A 22027-nucleotide genomic window follows, 5' to 3' on the forward strand; every position below is an offset into this window, starting at 1 on the left:
CCGCCTGAACGGCCGTCAAGTCAACGCTTGGCTGTATCAGGTGGCAAAATTGCGAGGGAAGCGGCACCCTGCCTTCCCGGCTTACGGCTAAGCCGCTGATTCTGATAGATACGTGCGCGTTGCCTTATTGCCGTCTTGATGCCAAAGGCTAATAGACTAAAGCTTGAATCGCGGCTTGCGCCATGCTTAGGTTTGCCCTTGCTGCGGGTAGGGGTGAGATCGGCCGCGCAGTGTCATCTATATGGGAGGTTTTTGATGGATCGTCGTTCGTTTTTCAAGAAGGCGGGAACCGCCAGCGCCGGTGCGGTTGCCGCAACGGCATTGGCAGCGCCTGCGATCGCGCAGGAGAATCCGAAGATCGCGTGGCGCATGACGTCGTCGTTTCCGAAGAGCTTGGATACGATCTATGGCGGAGCCGAGGATATCGCCAAGCATGTCGCCGCCGCGACGGACGGCAATTTCACGATCCAGCCTTTCGCGGCCGGTGAAATCGTGCCGGGCCTGCAGGCCGTCGATGCCGTTGCCGCCGGCACGGTCGAGGCAGCCCATACCACCTCCTATTATTTCGTCGGCAAGGACCCGACTTATGCCATCGGAACGGCCATTCCGTTCGGGCTGAACAGCCGTCTGACCAATGCCTGGTACTATGAAGGCAACGGCAATAAGCTGATGAACGAGTTTTATGCCACGCAGGGCATGTATGCCCTGCCGGCCGGCAATACCGGTGCGCAGATGGGCGGCTGGTTCCGCAAGGAAATCAATACGCTCGATGACCTCAAGGGCGTCAAGATGCGCATTGCCGGCCTTGCCGGCCGCGTCATGGAGAAGGTCGGCGTCATCCCGCAGCAGATCGCCGGCGGCGACATCTATCCGGCGTTGGAAAAAGGCACGATCGATGCGGCGGAATTCGTCGGTCCCTATGACGACCTGAAGCTCGGCTTCCACAAGGTGGCGAAGTACTACTATTATCCGGGCTGGTGGGAAGGTGGCCCGACGGTGCATGGGTTCTTCAATCTCGAAAAGTGGAGCAGCCTGCCCAAGCATTATCAGGCAGCGCTGACCGACGCCTGCGCCTTCGCCAACACCAACATGCTGGCGAAGTACGACACGAAGAACCCAACCGCGCTGAAGCAACTCGTCGCGGAGGGCGCGACGTTGCGCCCTTTCAGCCAGGAGATCATGGAAGCCTGCTTCCAGGCAGCGACGGGCATCTACAGTGAAATCTCGGGCACGAACCAGTATTTCAAGAAGATCTACGACGACCAGACCGCCTTCAAGCGGGACGCCTATCTCTGGATGCAGCTGTCGGAATACACCTTCGATACGTTCATGATGATCCAGCAGCGGGCCGGAAAGCTCTAAGCTTTCCGCCGTCGACGCGTGCGCAATAACAAAACCCCGGATCTCCATCCGGGGTTTTGCTTTTGCTGGACTAGAGCCTTTCCGGGTTAGATTGAAGCATTCTGTTGGCTCAAACGCAGTCGGATGGTCGACCGGCCCGTTTCAGCCAACCCGAAGGGCCGGGCATCTTTCCGCCAGAGCAAAGGCGATCGGCTCGGACGTACCAAGGGGTATGCCCGTCGCCAATCGCCTCTGCCCTGACGAAAACCTGCTCCGGCAGAATGCTGCAATCTAACCCGGAAAGGCTCTATTTTGCCGGTGGCGGCGGTGCTCCCGGCAGGCCGTTCAGCGGCGGCAGGGTCAGGCCTGGGATCTGCGGTGAGCCATTGCCGCCGCCGCCCAGCGGCGGCAGGCCGAGCTGGCCGCCGAAGCCCGGGACTTCGATCTTGATCGAGTTCGGGTCGACCTTCGGGCCGTGATCCAGCCAATAGGTGACCGATTGCGGCCAGAAGATCACGATCGCCACCAGGATCAGCTGCATACCGACCCAGGGGAGAGCCCCCATGTAAATATCCGAGGTCTTGACGTCCTTGCTGGCGATCGAGCGCAGGTAGAAGAGTGCGAAGCCGAAGGGCGGATGCATGAAGCTCGTCTGCATGTTCACGCAGATCAGGACGCCGAACCAGATCAGGTCGATGCCGAGACTGGAGGCGACGGGGGCGAGCATCGGGATGACGATGAAGGCGATCTCGAAGAAATCGAGGAAGAAGGCGAGCACGAAGATGAAGATGTTGACGAAGATCAGGAAACCGACCGGGCCGCCCGGAATGCCCGACAGCATGTGCTCGATCCAGCGCGAGCCGTCCATGCCCTGGAAGACCAGGCTGAAACAGGTGGAGCCGATCAGGATCATCACCACCATGGATGTGATGTGCGTGGTCGATGACATGGCTTCGCGGATCAGCGGCCAGGTGAGGCGGCGATTCATGGCGGCAAGTACAATGGCGCCGACGACGCCGAGCGCGCCTGCTTCCGTCGGCGTTGCAAGACCCATGAAGATCGTGCCGAGCACCAGGAAGATCAGCACGATCGAGGGGACCATGCCCATCAGCACCTTCGCGAGCAGAGCCCAGTTGAAATCGCCTCGCACCTCTTTTGGCAGCGGCGGCATCGATTTCGGCCGGATAATCGACATGACCAGGATGAAGAGCACGAAGATCGTCACCTGCAGGATCGAGGGGCCGATCGCGCCGAGATACATGTCACCGACCGACCTGCCGAGCTGATCGGCGAGAACGACGAGCACGAGCGAGGGCGGGATCACCTGCGTGATCGTGCCCGAGGCGGCGATGACGCCGGTGGCAAGGCGCGGATTGTAGCCGTAGCGCAGCATGATCGGCAGCGAGATCATCCCCATGGTGATGACGGAGGCGGCCACCGTGCCGGTAATCGCGCCGAGTACGGCGCCGACGAGGATGACGGCATAGGCAAGGCCGCCGGGTATGCCACCGAAGAGCTTGCCGGTGCCTTCGAGCAGGTCCTCGGCCAGGCCGCAGCGCTCCAGCACCGCGCCCATGAAGGTGAAGAAGGGAATGGCGAGCAGGAGGTCGTTGGAAAGGATGCCGAAGAAGCGCAGCGGCAGAGCCTGCAGGAAGACCTCGCCGAAATGACCGGTGACGATGCCGATGATGGCGAAAAACAAACCGACGGCGGCGAGCGAAAAGGCGACCGGAAAGCCGTAGAGCATGAAGATGATCATGCCCAGGAACATGGCCGGCGGGATGATGCCGAAATCAAACAAATCCGTGTCTCCCAGCCCGCGTTACTGCAGCGGCTTTTCGTATTTCGTATCGATGCTGATATAGCCGGTGAGCGCTGCGATCCGCTTGACCAGTTCCGAGAGGCCCTGAAGGGAGAGCAACGCGAAGCCGGCAACGAGGATCAACTTGACGGGCCAGCGGATCAACCCACCGGCATTGCCCGATATTTCCCCCTGATGATAGGAGAGCGCGAAGAAGGGCCAGCACAGCCAGGTGAGATAGACGCACGCGGGAAGGAGGAAGACGATGAGGCCGACGATGTCGATCCAGATCTTCGCCCTGTCGGAAACAGAACCATAGATCAGATCGACGCGAACATGCTCATTGTTGCGCAGCGCATGCGAGGCGCCGAGCATGACGACGAAGGCGAAGAGATACCACTGGATCTCCAGCCAGCCGTTCGAACTGTAGTTGAAGGCATAACGGACGATGGCGTTACCGGCGCTGATCAGGCAGCAGAACAGCACCATATATTCGGAAAGTTTGCCCATGAACTGACTGATCGAATCGATCAGCCGGCTTGCGGCCAGAAGTACCGACATTCGCCTCCCCTTGTTCTTGTCCCGCCGGTTTTCCGGCAGTTTTCCCACTTGCAATCGATGTAGACCACGGCCTTTGAAATTGGAAGGATAAATGCCTCGCGTTGGAGTATAGTCTTAGACGCATCGGCCTCGCCGTAGGGCCGTCAAATATTTCAACAACCCAGGCGTGGATAAATTATTTCAGTAATCTCGCCGGTAGGCTGCATTAACTCGCGTAGGCTGTGCAGTTCACCCTATGGTTTTAGAAAATTTGACCAAATGTTTGATTCCATTGAAATCAATTTTTAAAGGGTTGGGCTTAGAATTCCCGCGCACAGGGAAAGTGTGGATGAAGCCAGATAACCCGAACAGGGTCCCAATAGATGTGTATCTGTCGTTTGTGAGTTCCCTCTCCGGGAATCGCATGACGCTTCTTGTTGGCGTGATTGTACATGTTGCGACGTGCCTTGCCGTGGCTGCCAAGACACAATACTCCATCTACATCCTGCTGTCGGTCGCCTTCCTTCTGGTCTTCGGCGCTCGCATGGCCATCTTCCGGCAGTTCGATCGTGTCGACAAGCAGAGCCTGTCGCACGCCGGAATCGAACGGTGGGAGCAGGTTCTCGTTGCCAGTGGAGCCTGCACCACGGCGCTCCTCGGCATCGCCAGCGGCTACGCCATCTTCGTCGTGCGCGATTCCTTTGCGGAGCTTGCATGCATTTCCGTCACCATGGCAACCATGGTTTCCGTCGTCGGCCGCAATTACGGTTCGCGCTTCGCAGTCGACCTCCAGACGTTCTTCTGCTGCCTGCCGATGATCGTCTGCAGCCTGCTGGTGCTAGATTTCTATCGCGGCGTGTTGTCGATCCTCCTCATTCCTTTCTGGCTGACGACGCGGGCCATGGCAAACGGCGTGCGCGATTTTCTCTATGAGAACGTCATTGCGCGCCGGGAAATCACCATCATTGCCGACCGTTTCGATACGGCGCTCAACAACATGCCGCACGGCCTCGTCATGGTCGATGCCGAAAACCGCATCCAGGTGGTCAATCGCAAGGCCTGCGAGCTTCTGAAGATCGGTGCGCCGGAGCGGCTGAAGGACCGCGACCTCGGCGCCGTGCTGCGCTACGGCGCGCGCTACAGCTTCATGGATGCCTCGCAGCCGGAGCTCATCCTGCGCCAGCTCACCCAGGTCGCCGAGGGCAGCCTGTCGCGCACGCTCATTCATTTTCCCGAGAGCCTGTCGCTCGAATTCTCCGCCAGCCGCAGGGCCGACGGCGGCGCCGTGCTGATCTTCGAGGACGTGTCAAGCCGGGTGAAGGCGGAGCAGAAGATCCTGCACATGGTGCGCTTCGACGCGCTGACCGGCCTGCCCAACCGGCAATATTTCGGCCAGTTGGTGCAGGAGTATTTTGCCAAGTATCCGAAGAAGAACGGGCCGCTCGGCTTCATGGTGCTCGATATCGACGAGTTCAAACATGTCAACGACATGCGCGGCCATGTGACCGGCGACCATCTGCTCTGCGCTATCGCCGCCCGCATCAAGCAGGCTTCCGGTAATGCCATCCTCGGCCGGCTGATGGGCGATCAGTTCATTCTGTTCTTCCCGCGTGCGAAGGAGCAGGTCTCGCTCGACCGCGAAATCCGCCGCGTTCATGCCGCGATTCAGGGTAACTACGAGGTCGACGAAGTGACTTTTCTCGTTTCGCTCAGCGCCGGCTACGCGATTCTCGAAAGCGACGCGTTCGCGATGGACGAATGGAGCGTCAAGGCGGATCTTGCTCTGTTCGAAAGCAAGTCGCGCTTCAAGGGCGGCATCTCAGGATTCGAGCGGGAGATGGACGGCCGCTATATCGAGCAACAGAAGCTGAAGGCGGATCTGCGCGATGCGGTCTCGGCGCAGGCGCTGCATCTCGTCTTCCAGCCGATGTTCCGGGCCGACGGCTCGCGGATCGAATGTGCCGAGGCCTTGGCGCGCTGGGTGCATCCGGAGAGGGGCTCGATCCCCCCCGATGTCTTCATCCGGCTCGCCGAAGATATGGGCATCATCTCCGACATCACCCGCTTCGTGCTGTTCAAGGCGTGCAGCGAATGCATGAACTGGCCGGAACATATCGCCGTTTCGGTCAACCTTTCGGCGCGGGATCTGCGCGATGCCGACATCCTTTCGGTGGTTGCCGAGGCGCTTGCCCATTCCGGCCTCGCCGCGGCACGACTGCATCTCGAAGTCACCGAGAGCTGCCTGATCGACGAGCCGGCGGCGGTGCGCGCCATCCTGGCGGAGCTCAGGTCCCGCGGCATCACCATTGCCATCGACGATTTCGGCACCGGTTTCTCCAGCCTCAGCTATCTCGACACGCTGCCGCTTGATATCGTCAAGATCGACCGGTCCTTCGTGCGCAACATCGTCGAGGATGCGCGCCGCCTCAAGCTCTTGCGCGGCACAGTCAATCTCGCCCGCGAACTGGGCCTGAAGATTGTCATCGAAGGCGTTGAGACCGAGGAGCAGCTGGCGCTGCTCAACAAGCACCGCAGCGCCGATCTCGTGCAGGGTTACGTTTTCTCGCGGCCGGTGCCTTCCCAGAACATCACGCTGCTACAAGAGGGCATCGGCCGCCGCACCGTCCAGCGCCGTCGCAACAAGGTCGCCTGAGCCGCCTGCAAGTGACTGGTTATCCAGCCGAAAATCTTGCGCCCCGTTAACCTTAATAATTTAAATCCAACGCAAATTCTTAGATTTTCTTGCCTATATGCCGCCGGTATATGATTAATGATCCGTTAACGAGCGGATCGAGAGAATGTCAGACACACTTTTTACGCGTGGCGATTTCAGCAGGAAAATCCTGGAAATTCTGGATAATGTAGAGTATCGCCGCGTCGAAAGCGGCGAAGACATGGAGGAAGTGGAGCGGCTGCGCTACAAGGCCTACAGGGCCCACGGCGCGCTGTCGCTTGCCCCGGAAGGGCTATTGGATGATGTCGATTTCGACAGCCATGCCTATATCTTCGGTCTGTACTATTATGGCGAACTGGTCAGTACGATCCGAATTCATTATGTGACGCCGGAGCATCGTATCAGCCGGTCCGGAGAGGCCTTTCCCGAGGCGATGGATGAGCTTTTGGACGCCGGGCTGACCTTGATCGACCCGGCGCGTTTCGCGGCCGATCCGGAGTTCACCGCCGACATGCCATGGGTTCCCTATCTGACGCTGAGACCCGCCATCGTTGCGGCAGCGTATTTCCGGGCGGACCGCGTTATTCAGTCCGTCCGGCCCCCGCATGCCGCCTTCTACAAGCGGGTCTTCTATGCCGATACCATCGTGCCCGGCCGGCTGGCGGAGAGTTACGGGGTTGACGTGACGCTGATGGCGACGAACGTGATCGAGGTCGGGCGCAAGCTGTTGACGCGCTATCCTTTCTTCATCTCCAGCGCCAGCGAGCAGCGCATGATGTTTTCGCGCAATCCCAACGACACGCTGCCGCCGCTCACCATCATTCCGACGGCGCGTTTCGTGCCGCCAGGCGAACTTGGCACCGATCTGCCGCTGTGATTTCCCTTTCTCCGCGATAGAGAGGCGATGCCGTCAGGGCAGATGAGGGGTGGACGACAGGCGAAAACCGCATCTGTCGCCGGATCTCCTTTCATCCGACCGTTGAGGTCGTCTTCTCGTCCGGATGAGGTCGCTGCGAGGCGCGCCTGCGGCATTCTCATGCATTGCGCTTTCGCCTGTCATTGTGTAATCCCTGCACGTAGGGATTTCCCTCGCCTAGAGGGAAATTAGGCAGCGCAGAGGCATTTCAGGGAGACGATATTTATGGCCGAACATCATACCGGACCGGTCGAGACCGGCGCGCCGATGGATTACAAAGAACATGAAAAGACCTACGACATGTTCATCGCCAGCGCGAAATACGGCTCGATGCTTCTCATCGTCCTCCTGCTTGCTATGACCGCCGGTTTCTTCGGCGGCGCCGGCCTTCTCGGCGGTCTCTTCGTCTTCATCATTCTACTCGCTGCCGGCATCTTCCTGCTCCGCTGATCGCATAGATTCAGAGGGTCAGAGCGTCCTTTGTGCGTCCGAAAGGACGCACGGCGCTTTGAGGGGAGGAGAGCTTCTCCGAAGCTTTTTGAATGAGGTGCTTGGCCTGCGCAGGGAAGCCTGCGGCGGTCTGGCTGACCCGGAGGAGGGGGCAGTTGGGCAATACCGTTTTCGTTGCAAGGGAAAACACGGGCGAGGAGACGCGCGTCGCCGCCTCCGCTGAGACCGTGAAGAAGATGAAGAGTTTCGGCTTCGACGTCGTCGTCGAAGCCGATGCCGGTGCGGCTTCGCGCATTCCCGACGGGGAGTTCGAGGCCGCCGGTGCCAGGATCGGCAGTTTTGCGGATGCAGCCTCGGCCGACGTGGTGCTGAAGGTGCGCCGTCCCAGCGGATCGGAAATCTCCGGCTATAAAAGCGGCGCCGTGATCATCGCCATCATGGATCCCTACGGCAATGACGAAGCGATCGCGGCACTGGCAAGTGCCGGGCTTTCGGCTTTCGCGATGGAACTGATGCCGCGCATTACCCGCGCCCAGTCCATGGACGTGCTGTCGTCCCAGGCCAATCTCGCCGGTTACCAAGCCGTCATCGAGGCAGCGGCGGTTTATGACCGCGCCATGCCGATGATGATGACGGCAGCCGGCACCGTGCCGGCTGCCAAGGTCTTCGTCATGGGCGCCGGTGTCGCCGGTCTTCAGGCGATCGCGACCGCGCGCCGCCTCGGCGCGGCGGTCTCGGCCACCGACGTTCGCCCTGCCGCCAAGGAACAGGTCGCTTCGCTTGGCGCCAAGTTCATCGCCGTCGAGGATGAAGAGTTCAAGGCGGCGGAAACGGCCGGCGGTTATGCCAAGGAAATGTCCGCCGACTATCGGGCGAAACAGGCGGTTCTGGTTGCCGAACACATCGCCAAGCAGGATATCGTCATCACCACCGCGCTGATCCCCGGTCGTGCGGCGCCGCGCCTCGTTTCGCGCGCCATGCTCGCTTCGATGAAATCAGGTGCGGTCGCCGTCGACCTCGCGGTCGAGCGCGGCGGCAATATCGAGGGCGTCGTTCCCGGCGAGGTTGCCGATGTCGAAGGCGTCAGGGTGATCGGTTTCGCCAACATGCCGGGCCGGGTTGCGGCCAGCGCTTCGGCGCTTTACGCCAAGAACCTCGTCACCTTCCTCGAGACCATGGTCAACAAGGAGACCCGGAGCGTCGTCGTCAATCTCGACGACGAACTCGTCAAGGCGACGATGCTGACCTATGCCGGCGACGTCGTTCATCCCGCCTTCGGCGGCGCGAAGAAGGGAGACATCTGATGGCCAGTGAAGCAATGGACAGAGCGCTGGAACAGCTCGACCAGGCGGTGACCGCCGTCATCACGGCGGCGGCCCAGGCACCGGAAGCGGCAAGTGCTGCGACCGGCGGGGCGATCGATCCCTTCGTCTTCCAGCTCGCGATCTTCGTATTGTCGATCTTCGTTGGCTATTACGTCGTGTGGTCGGTGACGCCGGCACTGCATACGCCGCTGATGGCCGTCACCAATGCGATCTCCTCCGTCATCGTCGTCGGCGCGCTTCTGGCGGTCGGCATCTCGACCAGCGGGCTTGCCACCGGCTTCGGCTTCGTCGCCCTGGTGCTCGTCTCGGTGAACATCTTCGGCGGTTTCCTCGTCACGCAGCGGATGCTTTCGATGTACCGCAAGAAGGACCGGTGAGGGACTGATGACCAATATCGCAGCCTTCCTCTACCTCGTCTCCGGCGTGCTCTTCATCCTGGCGCTGCGCGGCCTGTCGCATCCGGCCACCAGCCGCAAGGGCAATCTCTACGGCATGATCGGCATGGGGATCGCGATCCTGACGACGCTGGTGCTGGCAACCCCTGACTTCGGCGGTTTCGTGCTGATCGTCCTTGGCCTTGCCATCGGCGGCAGCGTCGGCGCCTATGTCGCCCGCACCATCCCCATGACCTCGATGCCGCAGCTCGTCGCCGGTTTCCATTCGCTGGTCGGCCTCGCCGCCGTGCTGGTCGCAGCCTCCGCGCTCTATACGCCTGCTTCCTTCGGCATTGGCGAGATCGGCCAGATCCACACCGAGGCGCGCGTCGAGATGGCGCTCGGCGTGGCGATCGGGGCGCTGACCTTCACCGGCTCGATCATCGCCTTCCTGAAACTCGATGGACGCATGTCCGGCAAGCCGATCCTGCTGCCCTACCGGCATGTGATCAATGCGAGCCTGCTGGTGCTGATCGTGCTCTTCATCATCGGGCTTGCCGCCACCGAGAGCCATTTCGACTTCTGGGCCGTCGTCGCGCTGTCGCTGGCGCTCGGCGTTCTGCTGATCGTGCCGATCGGCGGGGCCGATATGCCGGTCGTCGTGTCGATGCTGAACTCCTATTCGGGCTGGGCCGCGGCCGGCATCGGCTTCACGCTCGGCAATCTGGCGCTGATCATTACGGGCGCGCTCGTCGGCTCCTCCGGCGCGATCCTCTCCTACATCATGTGCAAGGGCATGAATCGTTCCTTCGTCTCCGTCATCCTCGGCGGTTTCGGCGGTGAGACGGCGTCCGGCGGACCGGATACATCAGACAGGGCGGTCAAGCTCGGCTCGGCCGAGGATGCGGCCTATCTGATGGCCAATGCATCGAAGGTCATCATCGTGCCGGGATACGGCATGGCGGTCGCCCAGGCCCAGCATGCGCTGCGCGAGCTCGCCGATAATCTCAAAAAGAACGGCGTCGAGGTGAAATATGCAATCCACCCGGTCGCAGGCCGCATGCCCGGCCACATGAACGTGTTGCTCGCCGAGGCGAATGTTCCCTATGACGAGGTTTTCGAGCTTGAGGACATCAACTCGGAATTCGCCCAGGCCGACGTCGCCTATGTCATCGGTGCCAACGACGTCACTAATCCGGCGGCGCGCGACGACAAGACCTCGCCGATCTACGGCATGCCGATCCTTGACGTCGACCGGGCAAAGACCTGCCTCTTCGTCAAGCGCTCGCTCGGCTCCGGTTATGCCGGCATCGACAATACGCTGTTCTACAAGGACGGCACGATGATGCTGCTGGGTGACGCGAAGAAGATGACCGAAGATATCAACAAGGCGCTCGCGCATTGATCGCTACACCCGCCCTTCGGGCGGCTGTTTGATTCATCCAAGCAGGCAACTACTGTGCCTTGGCCGACGCGGCTGCTTCCGTCAGGTCTCGCCCGGCACGAGCGTCATTTTCTCGACGCCGATCGCCAGGTTCAAACCTTCCTGAGCCTGAACGTTCAACGGCTGCAGCATGAATGCCTTGTCTGTGCCGCCGGCGATGACCTTGGCGCCGGCGCCTGCACCGATGCTCGCATCGGCGCCGATCCCGTAATATTCGCCGGCAAGGGCGAATTGCGGGATATCCGTGCCGGTCTTTGCCAGCACCTGCCAGATCATGACGCTCTTGCCGGTCTGGCCGATATCGAGGCCGAATTTCTCGATTTTGCCGGCATAGACTGCCTTGGCTCCGCCGGCCGCCGACGTGTAGGTGCAGATAAGGTTCTTCTGCGAGGTGACGATCAGACCCTGGCCGCCATCCGATCCACAGACCAGACGGCCAAGCGTGACATAGTTTTCCGCGCCCGCCGGGCTCGCCCAGGCAGCGGCTGTCAGTGCCGCGGCTGCGATCATCGTTTGCTTGAACATGGTCTTTCTCCTTTGGAACGACCTGTCCGAAACGGGTGGAGCTAGCGATTGTTCCGGGACTCTTATTCCCGCTCCAGCGTGGCGCGCTGCGCCGTCAGCACCCATAACAGGCCTTCGGGCCGGAAATCGATCTCAACCGTCCCGCGAAAGGCGGAGGCGGCATGAGCCTTGATAACGGTCGTGCCGAAGCCCGAGCGCGATGGCTCGGTGACCGGCGGGCCGCCGCGCTCTTCCCAGGTGAAGCGGAGCAGGGCATCCGGCTTGTCCTCCTCGCTGACGTCGAGCCATTCGAAGCGGACACGGCCTTGCGGTACGGAGAGCGCACCGTATTTCACCGAATTGGTGGCGAGCTCATGCAAGGCGAGACCGAGATTCTGCACGGCATCCGGTTTCAGCACGAAGTCTTCGCCGCTGATGTCGATCTGCTCGCGCGATTGCGGGAAGGCGTGCAAATGGATGTCGACGACCCGCCGCAGCGATACCCCTCCCCATTGTTCGCTGGTCAGGAGTTCGATCGAACGCACCAATCCCTCAAGGCGGTCGGCGACCGCGGCGCGGAAGGTCTCGACGCTGTCGGACTGCTTGGCGAGCTGGCGCATCATTGCCTGGGCAAGTGTCAGAAGATTCTTGGTGCGGTGGACGAGTTCATGCATGACGAAACGCAGCCGGTCCTCGGTCTGGCTACGGTCGAAAGAGGCATTCGAAAGGGCAATCGCCACCTGGTTCGCCTCGATGACGCTGGTCTCGACCGGCGAAACGATATGACCTTCGCCCATCCGGTTTGCCATGTCGGCGATATCGCGGATGGTGGTGCGCACCTGTCTTGCGACGGCATAGGCGGCCAGCACGGCGACAAGCACTAGTGCCACGCCGCCGATGATCAGGAAACGCCAGGTGCTGAGGATCGAAGCCTGCGCGATCGGTCCCCAGATCACCGTCTTCCACGACCAGCCGGGAATCTGAGCATAACCGAGGAGCATGTGCGGCAGGATCGTTTCGTCCTCGAAGACGCCACGGGAGACGGTGAGCGCCGGCAGAATGCGCGGATCGAAAGGTGTGCCGGGTTCGAGATTGGCGGGGCCAGTGGCCGCGACGACGTGGCCGCTCTCATCGATGACGGCGGCCGACCAGCCGGGGCCAAGGCCCTCGGTGGTCACGAGCTTGCGCAGATCCTGGGCGTTTTGCGTGATGATAAGGGCTGCGACCGGCTCATTCTTCCGCGGCAGCGTGACGTTATAGACCCATTCGCCGCTGGTCCGGCCGCGAAAGACGTCGGACGCTTCGATGCGACCGGACGCCATGACCGCCTCGAGTGCGGGGATATTCGCCGTCTGGCCGAGCGGCGTGCCGAACGCCCGACGGGTGTTCAACAACTGCTGGCCGCTGCGGTCGACGGCGATAACGAAAAGCGTATTGTCTCTGAGGGCCGTTTCCGTGCGCTCATGGAAGGAGGCGAGATTGCCGTTTTCAAGCTCCGGTGAACTCGAAAGCAGCCGCAGCGTCGTCGCCATGTCCTGAAGCTGGCGGTCGATGATGCGTGAAAGGGCAAGCGCATCCTGGGCCGTCTCTCGCTTCAGCGTCGAACGCTGGTTGTCCTCCAGCTGCAGCAGAAGCAGCGCCACGAAGGCGAAGATCGGCAGTGCGATCGCCACGGCCATGGCGACGAGGTAGGTGCCGATCGAAGCCTTGGGAAAGAACAGCGCTACGATTTTCATCTGTTACGCCACATCGCATGCGCACATGCATAATTCCTTAAATCGGAATCGATCTAAGGACAAAATCATGCGGGAATTCAAAGTGCTAAAGCGTCCTTTGTGCGTTTGAAAAGACGCGCGGCGCTGGAATGCGCTTGGCCCGCAACGGTTTTGGCTTGCGGCCAGGAAAGCAAAGATCCGCATCTCTCGCAAACCGCCCCCAACACGTGTTCGACCATCCGATAGCGGGCTATCGAAGCAGGCCCATGTTAGGGGGAGCAAGAGCAGGTTGCAACACACTATGACAGGCGATCGACGACGAAGGACGCTTTTTCGGCTTCTCTTTGCAGGGCGGTGCGGCCGGCTTGCGGCAGCATCGTTTCCTCCGCCCGGCATGACACGATATCACCTCGATGATATCTAACGGCCGGAAGATTCGTTTGAACCATCTGAGGTTTGGCCGCAGCCCCGATGGGCGGTGCCACCGGCAAGAGGCGGTTGCGAGCCGCCCGATGCTTCGGGCCGCCCAATGATGTCCTTAGCCGGCTGGGGCGACGCCGACGCGAGCAAGGCCGTCACGAGCCGGCTGGTACTTCGGATCGAGGCCGATCGCATGGCGATAGGAGCGGGCAGCCTTGGCCTTGTCGCCGCGGCGTTCGTAGACGAGCGCCTGATTGGCCCAGGATTCGGCGATGTTGCCGTTAAGCTCGATTGCATGGTTGAAATCGGCAAAGGCGTTGTCGTCGTCGTTCAGCGCGACATAGGAAATGCCGCGGCCATTATAGGGCTCGGCCGAATTCGGCGCGAGCGAGATCGCTTTCGAGAAATCGTCGATCGCCTTATCCTGCTGATTGCGCTTCTGATAGAGCAGGCCACGATTGTGATAGGCGCGGCCATCGGTGGTACCGAGCTGGATCGCCTTGTCGAAATCGTTGAAAGCCTGGTCGTCCTGTCCAGCCATGCGATAGACATTGCCGCGGCCGATATAGGCGACGTCGTAGCTCGGATTGATCTGCAGGGCGGCATTGTAATCGGCAATCGCCTGAGCCTGCTGGCCCATGTTGCGATAGACGAGAGCGCGGTTGGCGTAAGCCTGGAAAAACCGCGGATTGATCTGCAATGCCGTGTTGAAATCGTTCAGCGCCGGGCGGAATTGGCCGGCGCGGCCATAGGCGGAACCACGGACGTTGTAACCTTCGGGATCCCTCGGATTGGCGTTGATGACCGCCGTCAGCGACGCGATATTCTCTTCCGAACCCTGCGCCTTGTCGATGCGGATTACGGCATCCGTGGTATTGGTCGTCTCGCAGCCGGCGAGGCCGAACATTGCCGCCAGCGCCAAAGCGGGCAGGAATGCGGTTTTCTGCAAGCGCAAAGCGCGGGACGGATTGAAGGTGTTGACAGCCATTCGGGCTCGCTTTCCCCATACGGCATATCCGGTACGCGGATATGCGATCTTCAGCGGCAAACTAAAAAAGGCGGCGGCGAACCCATCGCCCCCGCCACAATGCATCTGAAAACGTCGAAAAAACGACGGCAACGCTCAGCGTGCTGCGACCAGACCTTCGCGCTGGGCGCGCTTACGGGCCAGCTTGCGAACGCGACGAACAGCTTCAGCCTTCTCGCGAGCACGCTTCTGCGACGGCTTCTCGTAGTAGTCGCGCATCTTCATTTCGCGGAAAATGCCTTCGCGCTGCATCTTCTTCTTGAGAGCGCGGAGAGCCTGATCAACATTGTTATCGCGGACAAGTACCTGCACGAGAATCACGTTCCTTTGGTTGGTTGATGCCGGAGGCGGCGCAGCGGCCAGAGGCAAAACAATAACGTTCGCGCGGCCGGAGCCTTGCGATTGGTGATGCGAAATAGCAGATCGGGTACGGGAAGTCCAGATGGATATGGGAGGCGAGCGGAAAAATCACGCCTCGCCTGATATCCGGTCATGATCGGGCCGGTTCGGGCGCAGCTTCATCCAGCGCGGCGATGGCCTCCTTGAGAGCTGTCCTGGCCCTTAGGCGATCGGCAGGCTCCAGCCGGCTCATATCCAGGTGCAGGTCGAGGCCGGAGAGGTGCTCACTCAGAACGCGGCTCTTGTGGTCCGCACCGAGTGTCAGCCCATCCACCCCATAGGGCACGATCTCGCGCTGTATGCCCTTCATCGTGATCGGCGGCAAGGGGTGAGCGTCGACGATTTCGTTCACCAGCGCATAGGTTTCGTAGCTGATGACGATCTCTCCTCCCTGGGCGATCGATTGCAGCCGGGCTGCGAGATTGGCCTCCGCCCCGATGATCGTATAGTCCATGCGGTCGCTGCTGCCGAAATTGCCGACGTTGCAATAACCGCTGTTAATTCCCATGCGGACGACGAAAGGCTCTTCGGTGCCGTTTCTGCGCCATCTGTCCTTGAGTTCGCCGAGACGGCGCTGCATGTCGACGGCCATTCGCAGACATGCTTTCGCGTCTTCCTCCGGCCCGTTGGTTTCGGGATCGCCGAAGAAGACCAGCATCGCGTCGCCGATGAATTTGTCGACCGTGCCTCCGTGCTCCAGCGCGATGTTCGACATCTCGGTCAGATATTCGTTGAGCATCTCCGTCAGGGCTTCCGGCTGCAGGCGCTCGGTCGTCGCCGTGAAGTCCTTGATGTCGGAGAAGAAGATCGTCAGGCGCTTGCGCTCGGTATGGACGACGACGTCCTTCTGCCCGGAGAAGATGCTCTTGTAGATCTGCGGCGAGAGATAGCGCGAAATCTTCATGGAAACGCTAGCGAGGAATTCGTTCGCCGCTTCCAGGTCCTGGTTGGCGCTATGGATGGCGCGCGTCTGCTGCCGCTGGAGCACAATGAAGCTGATGCCGATGATGGCGACGAAAAGAAAATAACAGAGCAAGTATTTGAAGGCGAAGACGTTGCTCGCATAGGGCTGCCTGATGACGACTTCCTGAATGCCGCGTACATCGCCCACTTTCCAATCGGTCTTCGGGCTTTCCGGATGGGTATTGTGACAGGCAACGCAGGCCTGGCCCATGACGACGGGGGTGATGAGCCGCAAGGTATCGGTCAATCCGACGCGGGTGAGATCGTTCAGCGTCTGCTGCGGATTGGCACGCAACGCGGCGAGCGCTTGTCTCTCGAAATCGTCGAGCTCGTGGGATGCGCGGCTCTTGAACGGCAGGTCGGATACGAAACGGTAGGTGATATTGGCCTGCTGCTCCTTGATGACGTCGCCGAGTTCCAGGGAGAGCGTGGCCGGCAGCGGGATGGCGCCTGGAATATTCGCGTAAGTGTGTGAAACGACCGTGCCTCCGGTCGCGCCGCTGGCATGGGCGGCGAGAACACGGCCCACGACATTCGCGGAATAATAGGAGCGGATGCTCGATATCAACGAGCTCATGTCGCGCGCCTGGCGGCGCAGGGTATTCCCCGAGAGATCGCTGATATCAAGCCAGACGGCAAGTGGCAGCCCTGCGAGCATTGCCAGCACGACGACAATCAGCCAGTAGCCGCTGCGGCGTGCGGCGGATTCGGAAATCACGGCGACCTTCATCCCTCTCTCGAAAAGCATCCGATTTCGATCGTTACAAGAACATTTCGCTGCGCGCCGGGCAAGGTCGAAGCCTTGTCATCCAGGCAAAAGCCCGGCCAAAACTGGAGGCGTGGCCTTATTGAAGACGGTTCCCTGCCGTCCGCCGGAAAGCGAAATGCGGGAGGCTGAAAAGACGGCGTCCTTGATGCATCTGCGAATGGCGTTTGGACCGAAAGCGGCGTAGCCTGTCTGCCGGCAGGTGCGGGCCGTTCTGTCGGCCGTCGGAGGGGACAGCCGGTGAGATCATGACGCGCGTGCAGCAAATCGGTGTCGTTATCGGCCTGGCGATCGTGGCTATGCTGACGATCCTCCGGGCAGGCGATCCCGGGATTTTCAAGCTGATCCGGGGCGTGACTTTCGATGAGTATCAGCGGCTGGTTCCCAGGACCTTCGAGCCGATGCCCGTCCGCGTGATCGACATCGATGAGACGTCGCTGCGCGAATTCGGCCAGTGGCCGTGGCCGCGGGACCGCATGGCTCTGCTGGTGGACCGGCTTTCCGAGATGGGTGCCTCAGCCATTGCCTTCGATGTTCTCTTCGCCGAGCCGGACCGGCTGTCGCCGCGCAATGTTGTGCGCGACGTTGCCGGTGTGGATCCTTCCTTGGCCGAGAAGCTGCCAGACAATGACGAGATATTCGCCCGTTCGATTGCCGGAAAACCCGTCGTGCTCGGCTTCGGTCTTTCCAACGAGGGCAACTACCGGCCGCCCGTCAAGGCGGGCTTCGCCTTCACCGGCGAAAGTCCTGTCTCGGCTCCGCCCTATCTCGGCGCCTCGACGCCGCTCAGACCGCAATTGGAGGCCAATGCGGCGGGGCTCGGCCATATCAGCCTCAACCCCGGCAATCCCTCGCCGGTGGTGCGGGCGGTGCCGCTGTTCCTGACAGACGGTGAACAGCTCTATCCGAATCTCGCGATCGAGGCTCTGCGCGTGGCGCAGGGGGCGTCGACCTATGTGCTATCGGGCGCGCCCGATCGCGCCGGCATCATGACATCGGCAAAGATCGGGGATTTCGTCGTGCCGCTGACGGCGGCGGGCGAACTCTGGCTTTATGTCAGCCCCGACCGGGCCGAGCGGTACATATCCGCCCGTCAGGTGCTCGCGGTCGACGGGGCCTCTCCCGAGGTCGCGGCCGCCATCGACGGCAGCATCGTCTTCATCGGCACATCGGCGGCCGGCCTGCAGGACATCCGCGTCACCGCGCTCGGCGAGAATGTTCCCGGCGTTTCGCTGCATGCGCAGGCCGTCGAGCAGATCCTCTCCGGCCATTTCCTGTCGCGGCCCGACTGGGCCGACGGGCTGGAAATCCTGCTGATCGCGGTGCTCGGCTGCCTGCTCGTCGTGGTGACGACCTTCGTCAGCCCCGCCGTCGCTCTGATCTGCGGGCTGCTGATCACGGCGATGGCGCTGGTGGCGTCCTGGCTCTCGTTTCTTTATGCAGGGCTTCTCTTCGATCCACTGGCTCCGATCGTCAGCGGATCGATCATCCATTTTGCCGCGACCTCGTTCAAGATCCTGGTGATCGATCGAGAGCGACGCGAGGTGCGGCGCGCCTTCGGACATTATCTTTCCCCAGCGCTGCTCCACCGTATCGAGCATAATCGCGACGCATTGCGTCTCGGCGGAGACGACCGCGAGTTGACGATGATGTTCGTCGATGTCAGGAATTTCACCGAAATGAGCGAGCGGCTGGCGCCGACGGATGTCGTCGCTTTCCTGAACACGCTGCTCGATGCGTTGAGCCGCCATGTCGTGGCGAATGAGGGCACGCTCGACAAGTTCATCGGCGACTCGATCATGGCATTCTGGAATGCGCCCGTCGATGTGGCGGATCACGAAGCCAAGGCTGTTCGCGCAGCGCTTGCCATGCGCGAGACACTCGCCGAATTGAACGCCGGCGACGCCTTTGGCTTCGGGCCCGATCAGCAAGTCAGCATCGGCATCGGCATTCATACTGGCCTTGCCTGCGTTGGCAATATGGGCGCCAAGACCCGCTTCAACTATTCGGCTGTCGGAGATGCCGTCAACGTTGCGGCTCGAATCGAGTCCTCCTGCAAGGAGGTCGGCTTCGATATCCTCATTTCCGACAGCACGGCACGGTCAGTGCCGGGAATGGCGCTGATCGAGGCCGGCGCGCTCCCGCTAAAGGGGAAGAGCAGCCGGACACAGATCCTCGCCGTTGTCGGCGATGAGCGGGTCGCAGCATCTCTGGAATTTGCCGCGCTCAAGGTCGTCCACAATCAGTTGATGCAGGCCCTGCAATCACACTCAAGGAATAGCCGAAAGCTTATCGGTACGGCAAAGCTCAGGGCTGTGCAGGTGATCGGCGGTCTGGCTGAGTTCTACGAGCGCGTATCCCGCAGAGCCGATCATTTCCGCGAGGTGCCGGAGGAGGTCGAAAAAAGCGCCGCAGATTGACAGGGCTCAGCGACCGCGATTGAAATTATGACCCCTGTCGCGGTTCCGATCGTTGTCGTGATCTCGATCTCGATCATGGTGGCGCTCGTGCCCCCGATGATCCAAACCGTGATTTCCGGGCTTGCCATCATTGTCATGCCGGCCGTGGCCATCATGCTTGTCGGGCCTATCCGGCTTGTCATGATGGGGCTTATCGTGGTGCGGCCTGTCATGATGAGGCTTGTCGTGATGCGGCTTGTCGGGCTTGTTCGGCCGCTCCTTTTGCGGCTCGGCCTGTCTCTGTGGCGGATCCTGCCTTTGCGGAGCAGGCGCAACTGCCGGCGGAGGCCGCGTCCTGTCTTTTCTTTCCGGCGCGGCTGAGGCCATATTGCAGCCGCCGAGCATGCCGATGCCGCCCGCAAGTCGCTGATTGCCGGAGAGGAAGGGTAGGGCGCGCTGATTTCCGAGCGTCGCGAGGATGCTGGGGTCGACCCGGCGTGCCGCGGACATATCGCCATTCGGCTTGGCCACCACGCAATCGCAGCGTTGCTGTAGTTGCCGGCAGCCGCCCGGGCCGCAGAAACGGGCAGCACCATTCAGCAGCACGACGGCGGTCGTACCATCCGGGCCGACGTAGAAATCGAAAGCGGTGCCACGCACGCCGATCGTGCCGGCGGGAGTCAGGATCTGGTAGGCCGAGGAATTGGAATTGCCGCTGACCCAGCGGAATGTGCCCTTTGCCGCCCTGATCGTCAGTTTCTTGACCGATTGGGAATCATCGAAGACATATTTGTCGATCACGACCGACGAACCCCAGCCGACCGCGAGCTTCGTGCCGTCACGAAACACGAATTGGCCAAGCCCCGATTGCGATGTCTTGATGCGTTCGTTGCGATGGACGCGGGTGTCGACCTCGATCGGCCCGCTCTGTCCCGTCACCTGTGTCTTGATGACGACGGCCTGGCCGACCGGCTCGGCGGCGAGCGCCGGCCATGCGCCGTTTAACGCGATGCAAAGCATCGCGACCGATACTGCGCGCCAACCCCACATGATACACGTACCCCCGGGAACAGGCGATTGTTAACATTTTAGCAATTGCTTGTCTTCTAACCCTCTTGGGTTAGGGCCGGGCCGGCGGCTAAGCGGAAATGCAGACGCTTGGGTCATCGGCCTGGAAGGGCATTCTCATCAGCGTGTCGAAAGCAAAGCTCTCGTGCGTCGCAAAAGAACCGTTGTGCCGCATTTGGATTTGCGATTTGTATGAGCGCGGAGAACAGGCCCTTTCCCGAAGGAGAAGAAGGCGGATGCGGAAATATTCGGTTTTTGCCGTGGCACGGGAGGCCCTTCGCGGCCACAAGGGCTGGGAGAAGCAGTGGACTTCGCCTGAGCCGCGCGCCGAATATGACGTCGTCATCATCGGCGCCGGTGGCCACGGGCTGGGTGCCGCCTATTATCTCGCCAAGGAGCACGGCATCACCAATGTGGCGGTGATCGAGAAGGGCTGGCTCGGCGGCGGCAATACCGGGCGCAACACCACCATCATCCGCTCGAACTATCTCTACGAAGAGAGCATGCACATCTACGAGCATTCGATGAAGCTCTGGGAGGGGCTATCCCAGGAGCTCAACTACAATGTGATGTATTCGCCGCGCGGCGTAATGATGCTCTCGCACAATATTCACGACCAGCAGTCCTTCAAACGACATATCCATGCCAACCGGCTCTACGGCATCGACAATGAATGGCTGACGCCGGAGCAGGCGAAGGCCTATTGTCCGCCGCTCGATATCTCGGCCAGCGCGCGCTACCCGATCAACGGCGCAGCCCTGCAGCGGCGCGGCGGCACGGCCAGGCACGACGCGGTTGCCTGGGGTTATGCACGGGCGGCCTCAGACCGCGGGGTGCACATCATCCAGAATTGCGAAGTGACCGGCATCCGGCGCGGTCCGGACGGACGGGTGACCGGGGTTGAGACCTCGCGCGGCTTCATCGGCGCCAGGAAGGTCGGCGTGTCGGCGGCCGGCCATACGACGACAGTCATGCAGATGGCCGGCGTGCGCGTGCCGCTGCAATCGAGCCCGCTGCAGGCGCTGGTTTCCGAGCCGCTGAAGCCGATCTTTCCCTGCGTCGTCATGTCGAACACGGTGCATGCCTATATCTCCCAGTCCGATAAGGGAGAGCTCGTCATCGGCGCCGGCACCGACCAATACAATTCCTATTCCCAGACGGGCGGGCTGCAGATCATCACCCATACGCTGGATGCCATCTGCGAGCTCTTCCCGATGTTCCGCCGCGTCAAGATGATGCGGCAATGGGGCGGCATCGTCGACAATACGCCGGATCGTTCGGCGATCCAGTCGAAGACGCCGGTTCCCGGGCTTTACGTCAATTGCGGCTGGGGCACCGGCGGCTTTAAGGCGACGCCGGGCTCGGCCAATCTCTTCGCCCATCTGATTGCTCGCGACGAGCCGCACAAATTCAATGCCGGGCTGACGCTGGAGCGCTTCCGCAGCGGCCGGCTGATCGACGAGGCGGCGGCGGCGGCGGTGGCGCACTGATGTGGACGGCGGCTCTCCTGACGATCGGGATCAGCGGCGCGGCAATGCCGGCCGGTGACGTCTTTCCCGGCGTCGGAGATTTCCGCCTGCAGAAGATCCACAGGGCCGCCGGCGAAAGCGAATGGCCCTTCGTTGCCGAGAGCGGCACGCTGCTTTGCGCGATGGTCCTGCGCCAACCAGCCGTCTATTTCGTGCCCGAGGTCGCCGGAACGCCGGGACGTGCCTTCGTGATCGACAACGATATCACCATGATGGCTTTTGCGAATATCGGCATGACCGGTGTGCTGGAGCCCTACGACAATTTCGAACAGCTTCTCAAGCGCCTCGTTCCCTATGTGACGATGGGAAAGCGCCTTTGCAATCAACCTCCCGGAACCAATGTTTCCGGATCGGAACTCTAAGACGGGTAAC

General features: G+C 61.2%; 18 protein-coding genes. 10 read left to right on the forward strand and 8 right to left on the reverse strand.

What is annotated here, in order from left to right; translation table 11 throughout:
- Window positions 1–255: 255 nt before the first annotated feature.
- On the forward strand, window positions 256–1362 hold the full coding sequence (locus HX898_RS29000) for a TRAP transporter substrate-binding protein (RefSeq protein ID WP_018243590.1): 1107 nt from the start codon (window positions 256–258) through the stop codon (window positions 1360–1362).
- 286 nt (window positions 1363–1648) lie between these two features.
- Here HX898_RS29000 and HX898_RS29005 read toward each other — a convergent pair whose 3' ends face one another.
- Window positions 1649–3142 (reverse strand): TRAP transporter large permease subunit, encoded by a 1494-nt coding sequence (locus HX898_RS29005; RefSeq protein ID WP_011653546.1) that lies wholly within the window; start codon window positions 3140–3142, stop codon window positions 1649–1651.
- A 21-nt stretch (window positions 3143–3163) separates the two neighbouring features.
- Window positions 3164–3703, reverse strand: coding sequence for a TRAP transporter small permease subunit (locus HX898_RS29010; protein WP_029871859.1), 540 nt, complete (start codon window positions 3701–3703; stop codon window positions 3164–3166).
- A 328-nt stretch (window positions 3704–4031) separates the two neighbouring features.
- Here HX898_RS29010 and HX898_RS29015 point away from each other — a divergent pair, with 328 nt between their 5' ends.
- The 6 genes from HX898_RS29015 (at window position 4032) to HX898_RS29040 (ending at window position 10826) form a co-directional block, all read left to right on the forward strand.
- Window positions 4032–6335: an EAL domain-containing protein gene (locus HX898_RS29015; RefSeq protein ID WP_138333307.1), complete on the forward strand. Its 2304-nt coding sequence runs from the start codon at window positions 4032–4034 to the stop codon at window positions 6333–6335.
- A 145-nt stretch (window positions 6336–6480) separates the two neighbouring features.
- On the forward strand, window positions 6481–7233 hold the full coding sequence (locus tag HX898_RS29020) for a hypothetical protein (RefSeq protein WP_138390584.1): 753 nt from the start codon (window positions 6481–6483) through the stop codon (window positions 7231–7233).
- A gap of 264 nt (window positions 7234–7497) precedes the next feature.
- Complete coding sequence (locus HX898_RS29025; RefSeq protein WP_003542954.1) at window positions 7498–7722, forward strand: aa3-type cytochrome c oxidase subunit IV; 225 nt, start codon at window positions 7498–7500, stop codon at window positions 7720–7722.
- Window positions 7723–7877: 155 nt separating this feature from the next.
- Window positions 7878–9026: a Re/Si-specific NAD(P)(+) transhydrogenase subunit alpha gene (locus HX898_RS29030; RefSeq protein WP_180196438.1), complete on the forward strand. Its 1149-nt coding sequence runs from the start codon at window positions 7878–7880 to the stop codon at window positions 9024–9026.
- Window positions 9026–9424, forward strand: a complete 399-nt coding sequence (locus HX898_RS29035; protein WP_003542949.1) for a proton-translocating transhydrogenase family protein — start codon at window positions 9026–9028, stop codon at window positions 9422–9424. The genes HX898_RS29030 and HX898_RS29035 overlap by 1 nt, the downstream gene beginning before the upstream one ends.
- A 7-nt stretch (window positions 9425–9431) precedes the next feature.
- Window positions 9432–10826 carry an NAD(P)(+) transhydrogenase (Re/Si-specific) subunit beta gene (locus HX898_RS29040; protein ID WP_138390582.1) on the forward strand — a complete coding sequence of 465 codons (1395 nt, stop codon included), beginning with the start codon at window positions 9432–9434 and terminating at the stop codon, window positions 10824–10826.
- An 81-nt stretch (window positions 10827–10907) separates the two neighbouring features.
- Here HX898_RS29040 and HX898_RS29045 read toward each other — a convergent pair whose 3' ends face one another.
- The 5 genes from HX898_RS29045 to HX898_RS29065 all read right to left on the reverse strand — a co-directional run bounded on the left by HX898_RS29045 (window position 10908) and on the right by HX898_RS29065 (window position 16623).
- Entirely contained in the window at window positions 10908–11390 is a 483-nt protein-coding gene (locus HX898_RS29045) for a DUF992 domain-containing protein (RefSeq protein WP_129418983.1), read from the reverse strand.
- A gap of 62 nt (window positions 11391–11452) precedes the next feature.
- Window positions 11453–13105, reverse strand: coding sequence for a sensor histidine kinase (locus HX898_RS29050; protein ID WP_138333312.1), 1653 nt, complete (start codon window positions 13103–13105; stop codon window positions 11453–11455).
- A 517-nt stretch (window positions 13106–13622) separates the two neighbouring features.
- Window positions 13623–14492, reverse strand: a complete 870-nt coding sequence (locus HX898_RS29055; protein ID WP_029871866.1) for a tetratricopeptide repeat protein — start codon at window positions 14490–14492, stop codon at window positions 13623–13625.
- 135 nt (window positions 14493–14627) lie between these two features.
- Window positions 14628–14843: a 30S ribosomal protein S21 gene (rpsU, locus tag HX898_RS33365; protein WP_003542939.1), complete on the reverse strand. Its 216-nt coding sequence runs from the start codon at window positions 14841–14843 to the stop codon at window positions 14628–14630.
- Window positions 14844–15021: 178 nt separating this feature from the next.
- On the reverse strand, window positions 15022–16623 hold the full coding sequence (locus tag HX898_RS29065) for an adenylate/guanylate cyclase domain-containing protein (RefSeq protein WP_138333315.1): 1602 nt from the start codon (window positions 16621–16623) through the stop codon (window positions 15022–15024).
- 284 nt (window positions 16624–16907) lie between these two features.
- Between HX898_RS29065 and HX898_RS29070 the strand changes: the two genes are divergently transcribed.
- Entirely contained in the window at window positions 16908–19079 is a 2172-nt protein-coding gene (locus tag HX898_RS29070) for an adenylate/guanylate cyclase domain-containing protein (protein WP_138333316.1), read from the forward strand.
- 6 nt (window positions 19080–19085) lie between these two features.
- On the opposite strand, the gene HX898_RS29075 is transcribed toward HX898_RS29070, so the two are convergent.
- Window positions 19086–20108: a FecR domain-containing protein gene (locus HX898_RS29075; RefSeq protein ID WP_138333317.1), complete on the reverse strand. Its 1023-nt coding sequence runs from the start codon at window positions 20106–20108 to the stop codon at window positions 19086–19088.
- Window positions 20109–20362: 254 nt separating this feature from the next.
- Between HX898_RS29075 and HX898_RS29080 the strand changes: the two genes are divergently transcribed.
- Together HX898_RS29080 and HX898_RS29085 are read left to right on the forward strand one after the other, a co-directional pair.
- A complete protein-coding gene (locus HX898_RS29080; RefSeq protein WP_003542921.1) occupies window positions 20363–21616 on the forward strand; it encodes a sarcosine oxidase subunit beta family protein in 1254 nt (417 codons plus the stop codon).
- Window positions 21616–22017: a hypothetical protein gene (locus tag HX898_RS29085; RefSeq protein WP_138333318.1), complete on the forward strand. Its 402-nt coding sequence runs from the start codon at window positions 21616–21618 to the stop codon at window positions 22015–22017. Before HX898_RS29080 ends, HX898_RS29085 begins: the two co-directional genes overlap by 1 nt.
- The last annotated feature ends 10 nt before the right edge of the window (window positions 22018–22027 follow it).

The sequence above is a fragment of the Rhizobium sp. WYCCWR 11128 genome (genome assembly GCF_013416305.1).
Taxonomy (GTDB): domain Bacteria; phylum Pseudomonadota; class Alphaproteobacteria; order Rhizobiales; family Rhizobiaceae; genus Rhizobium; species Rhizobium indicum.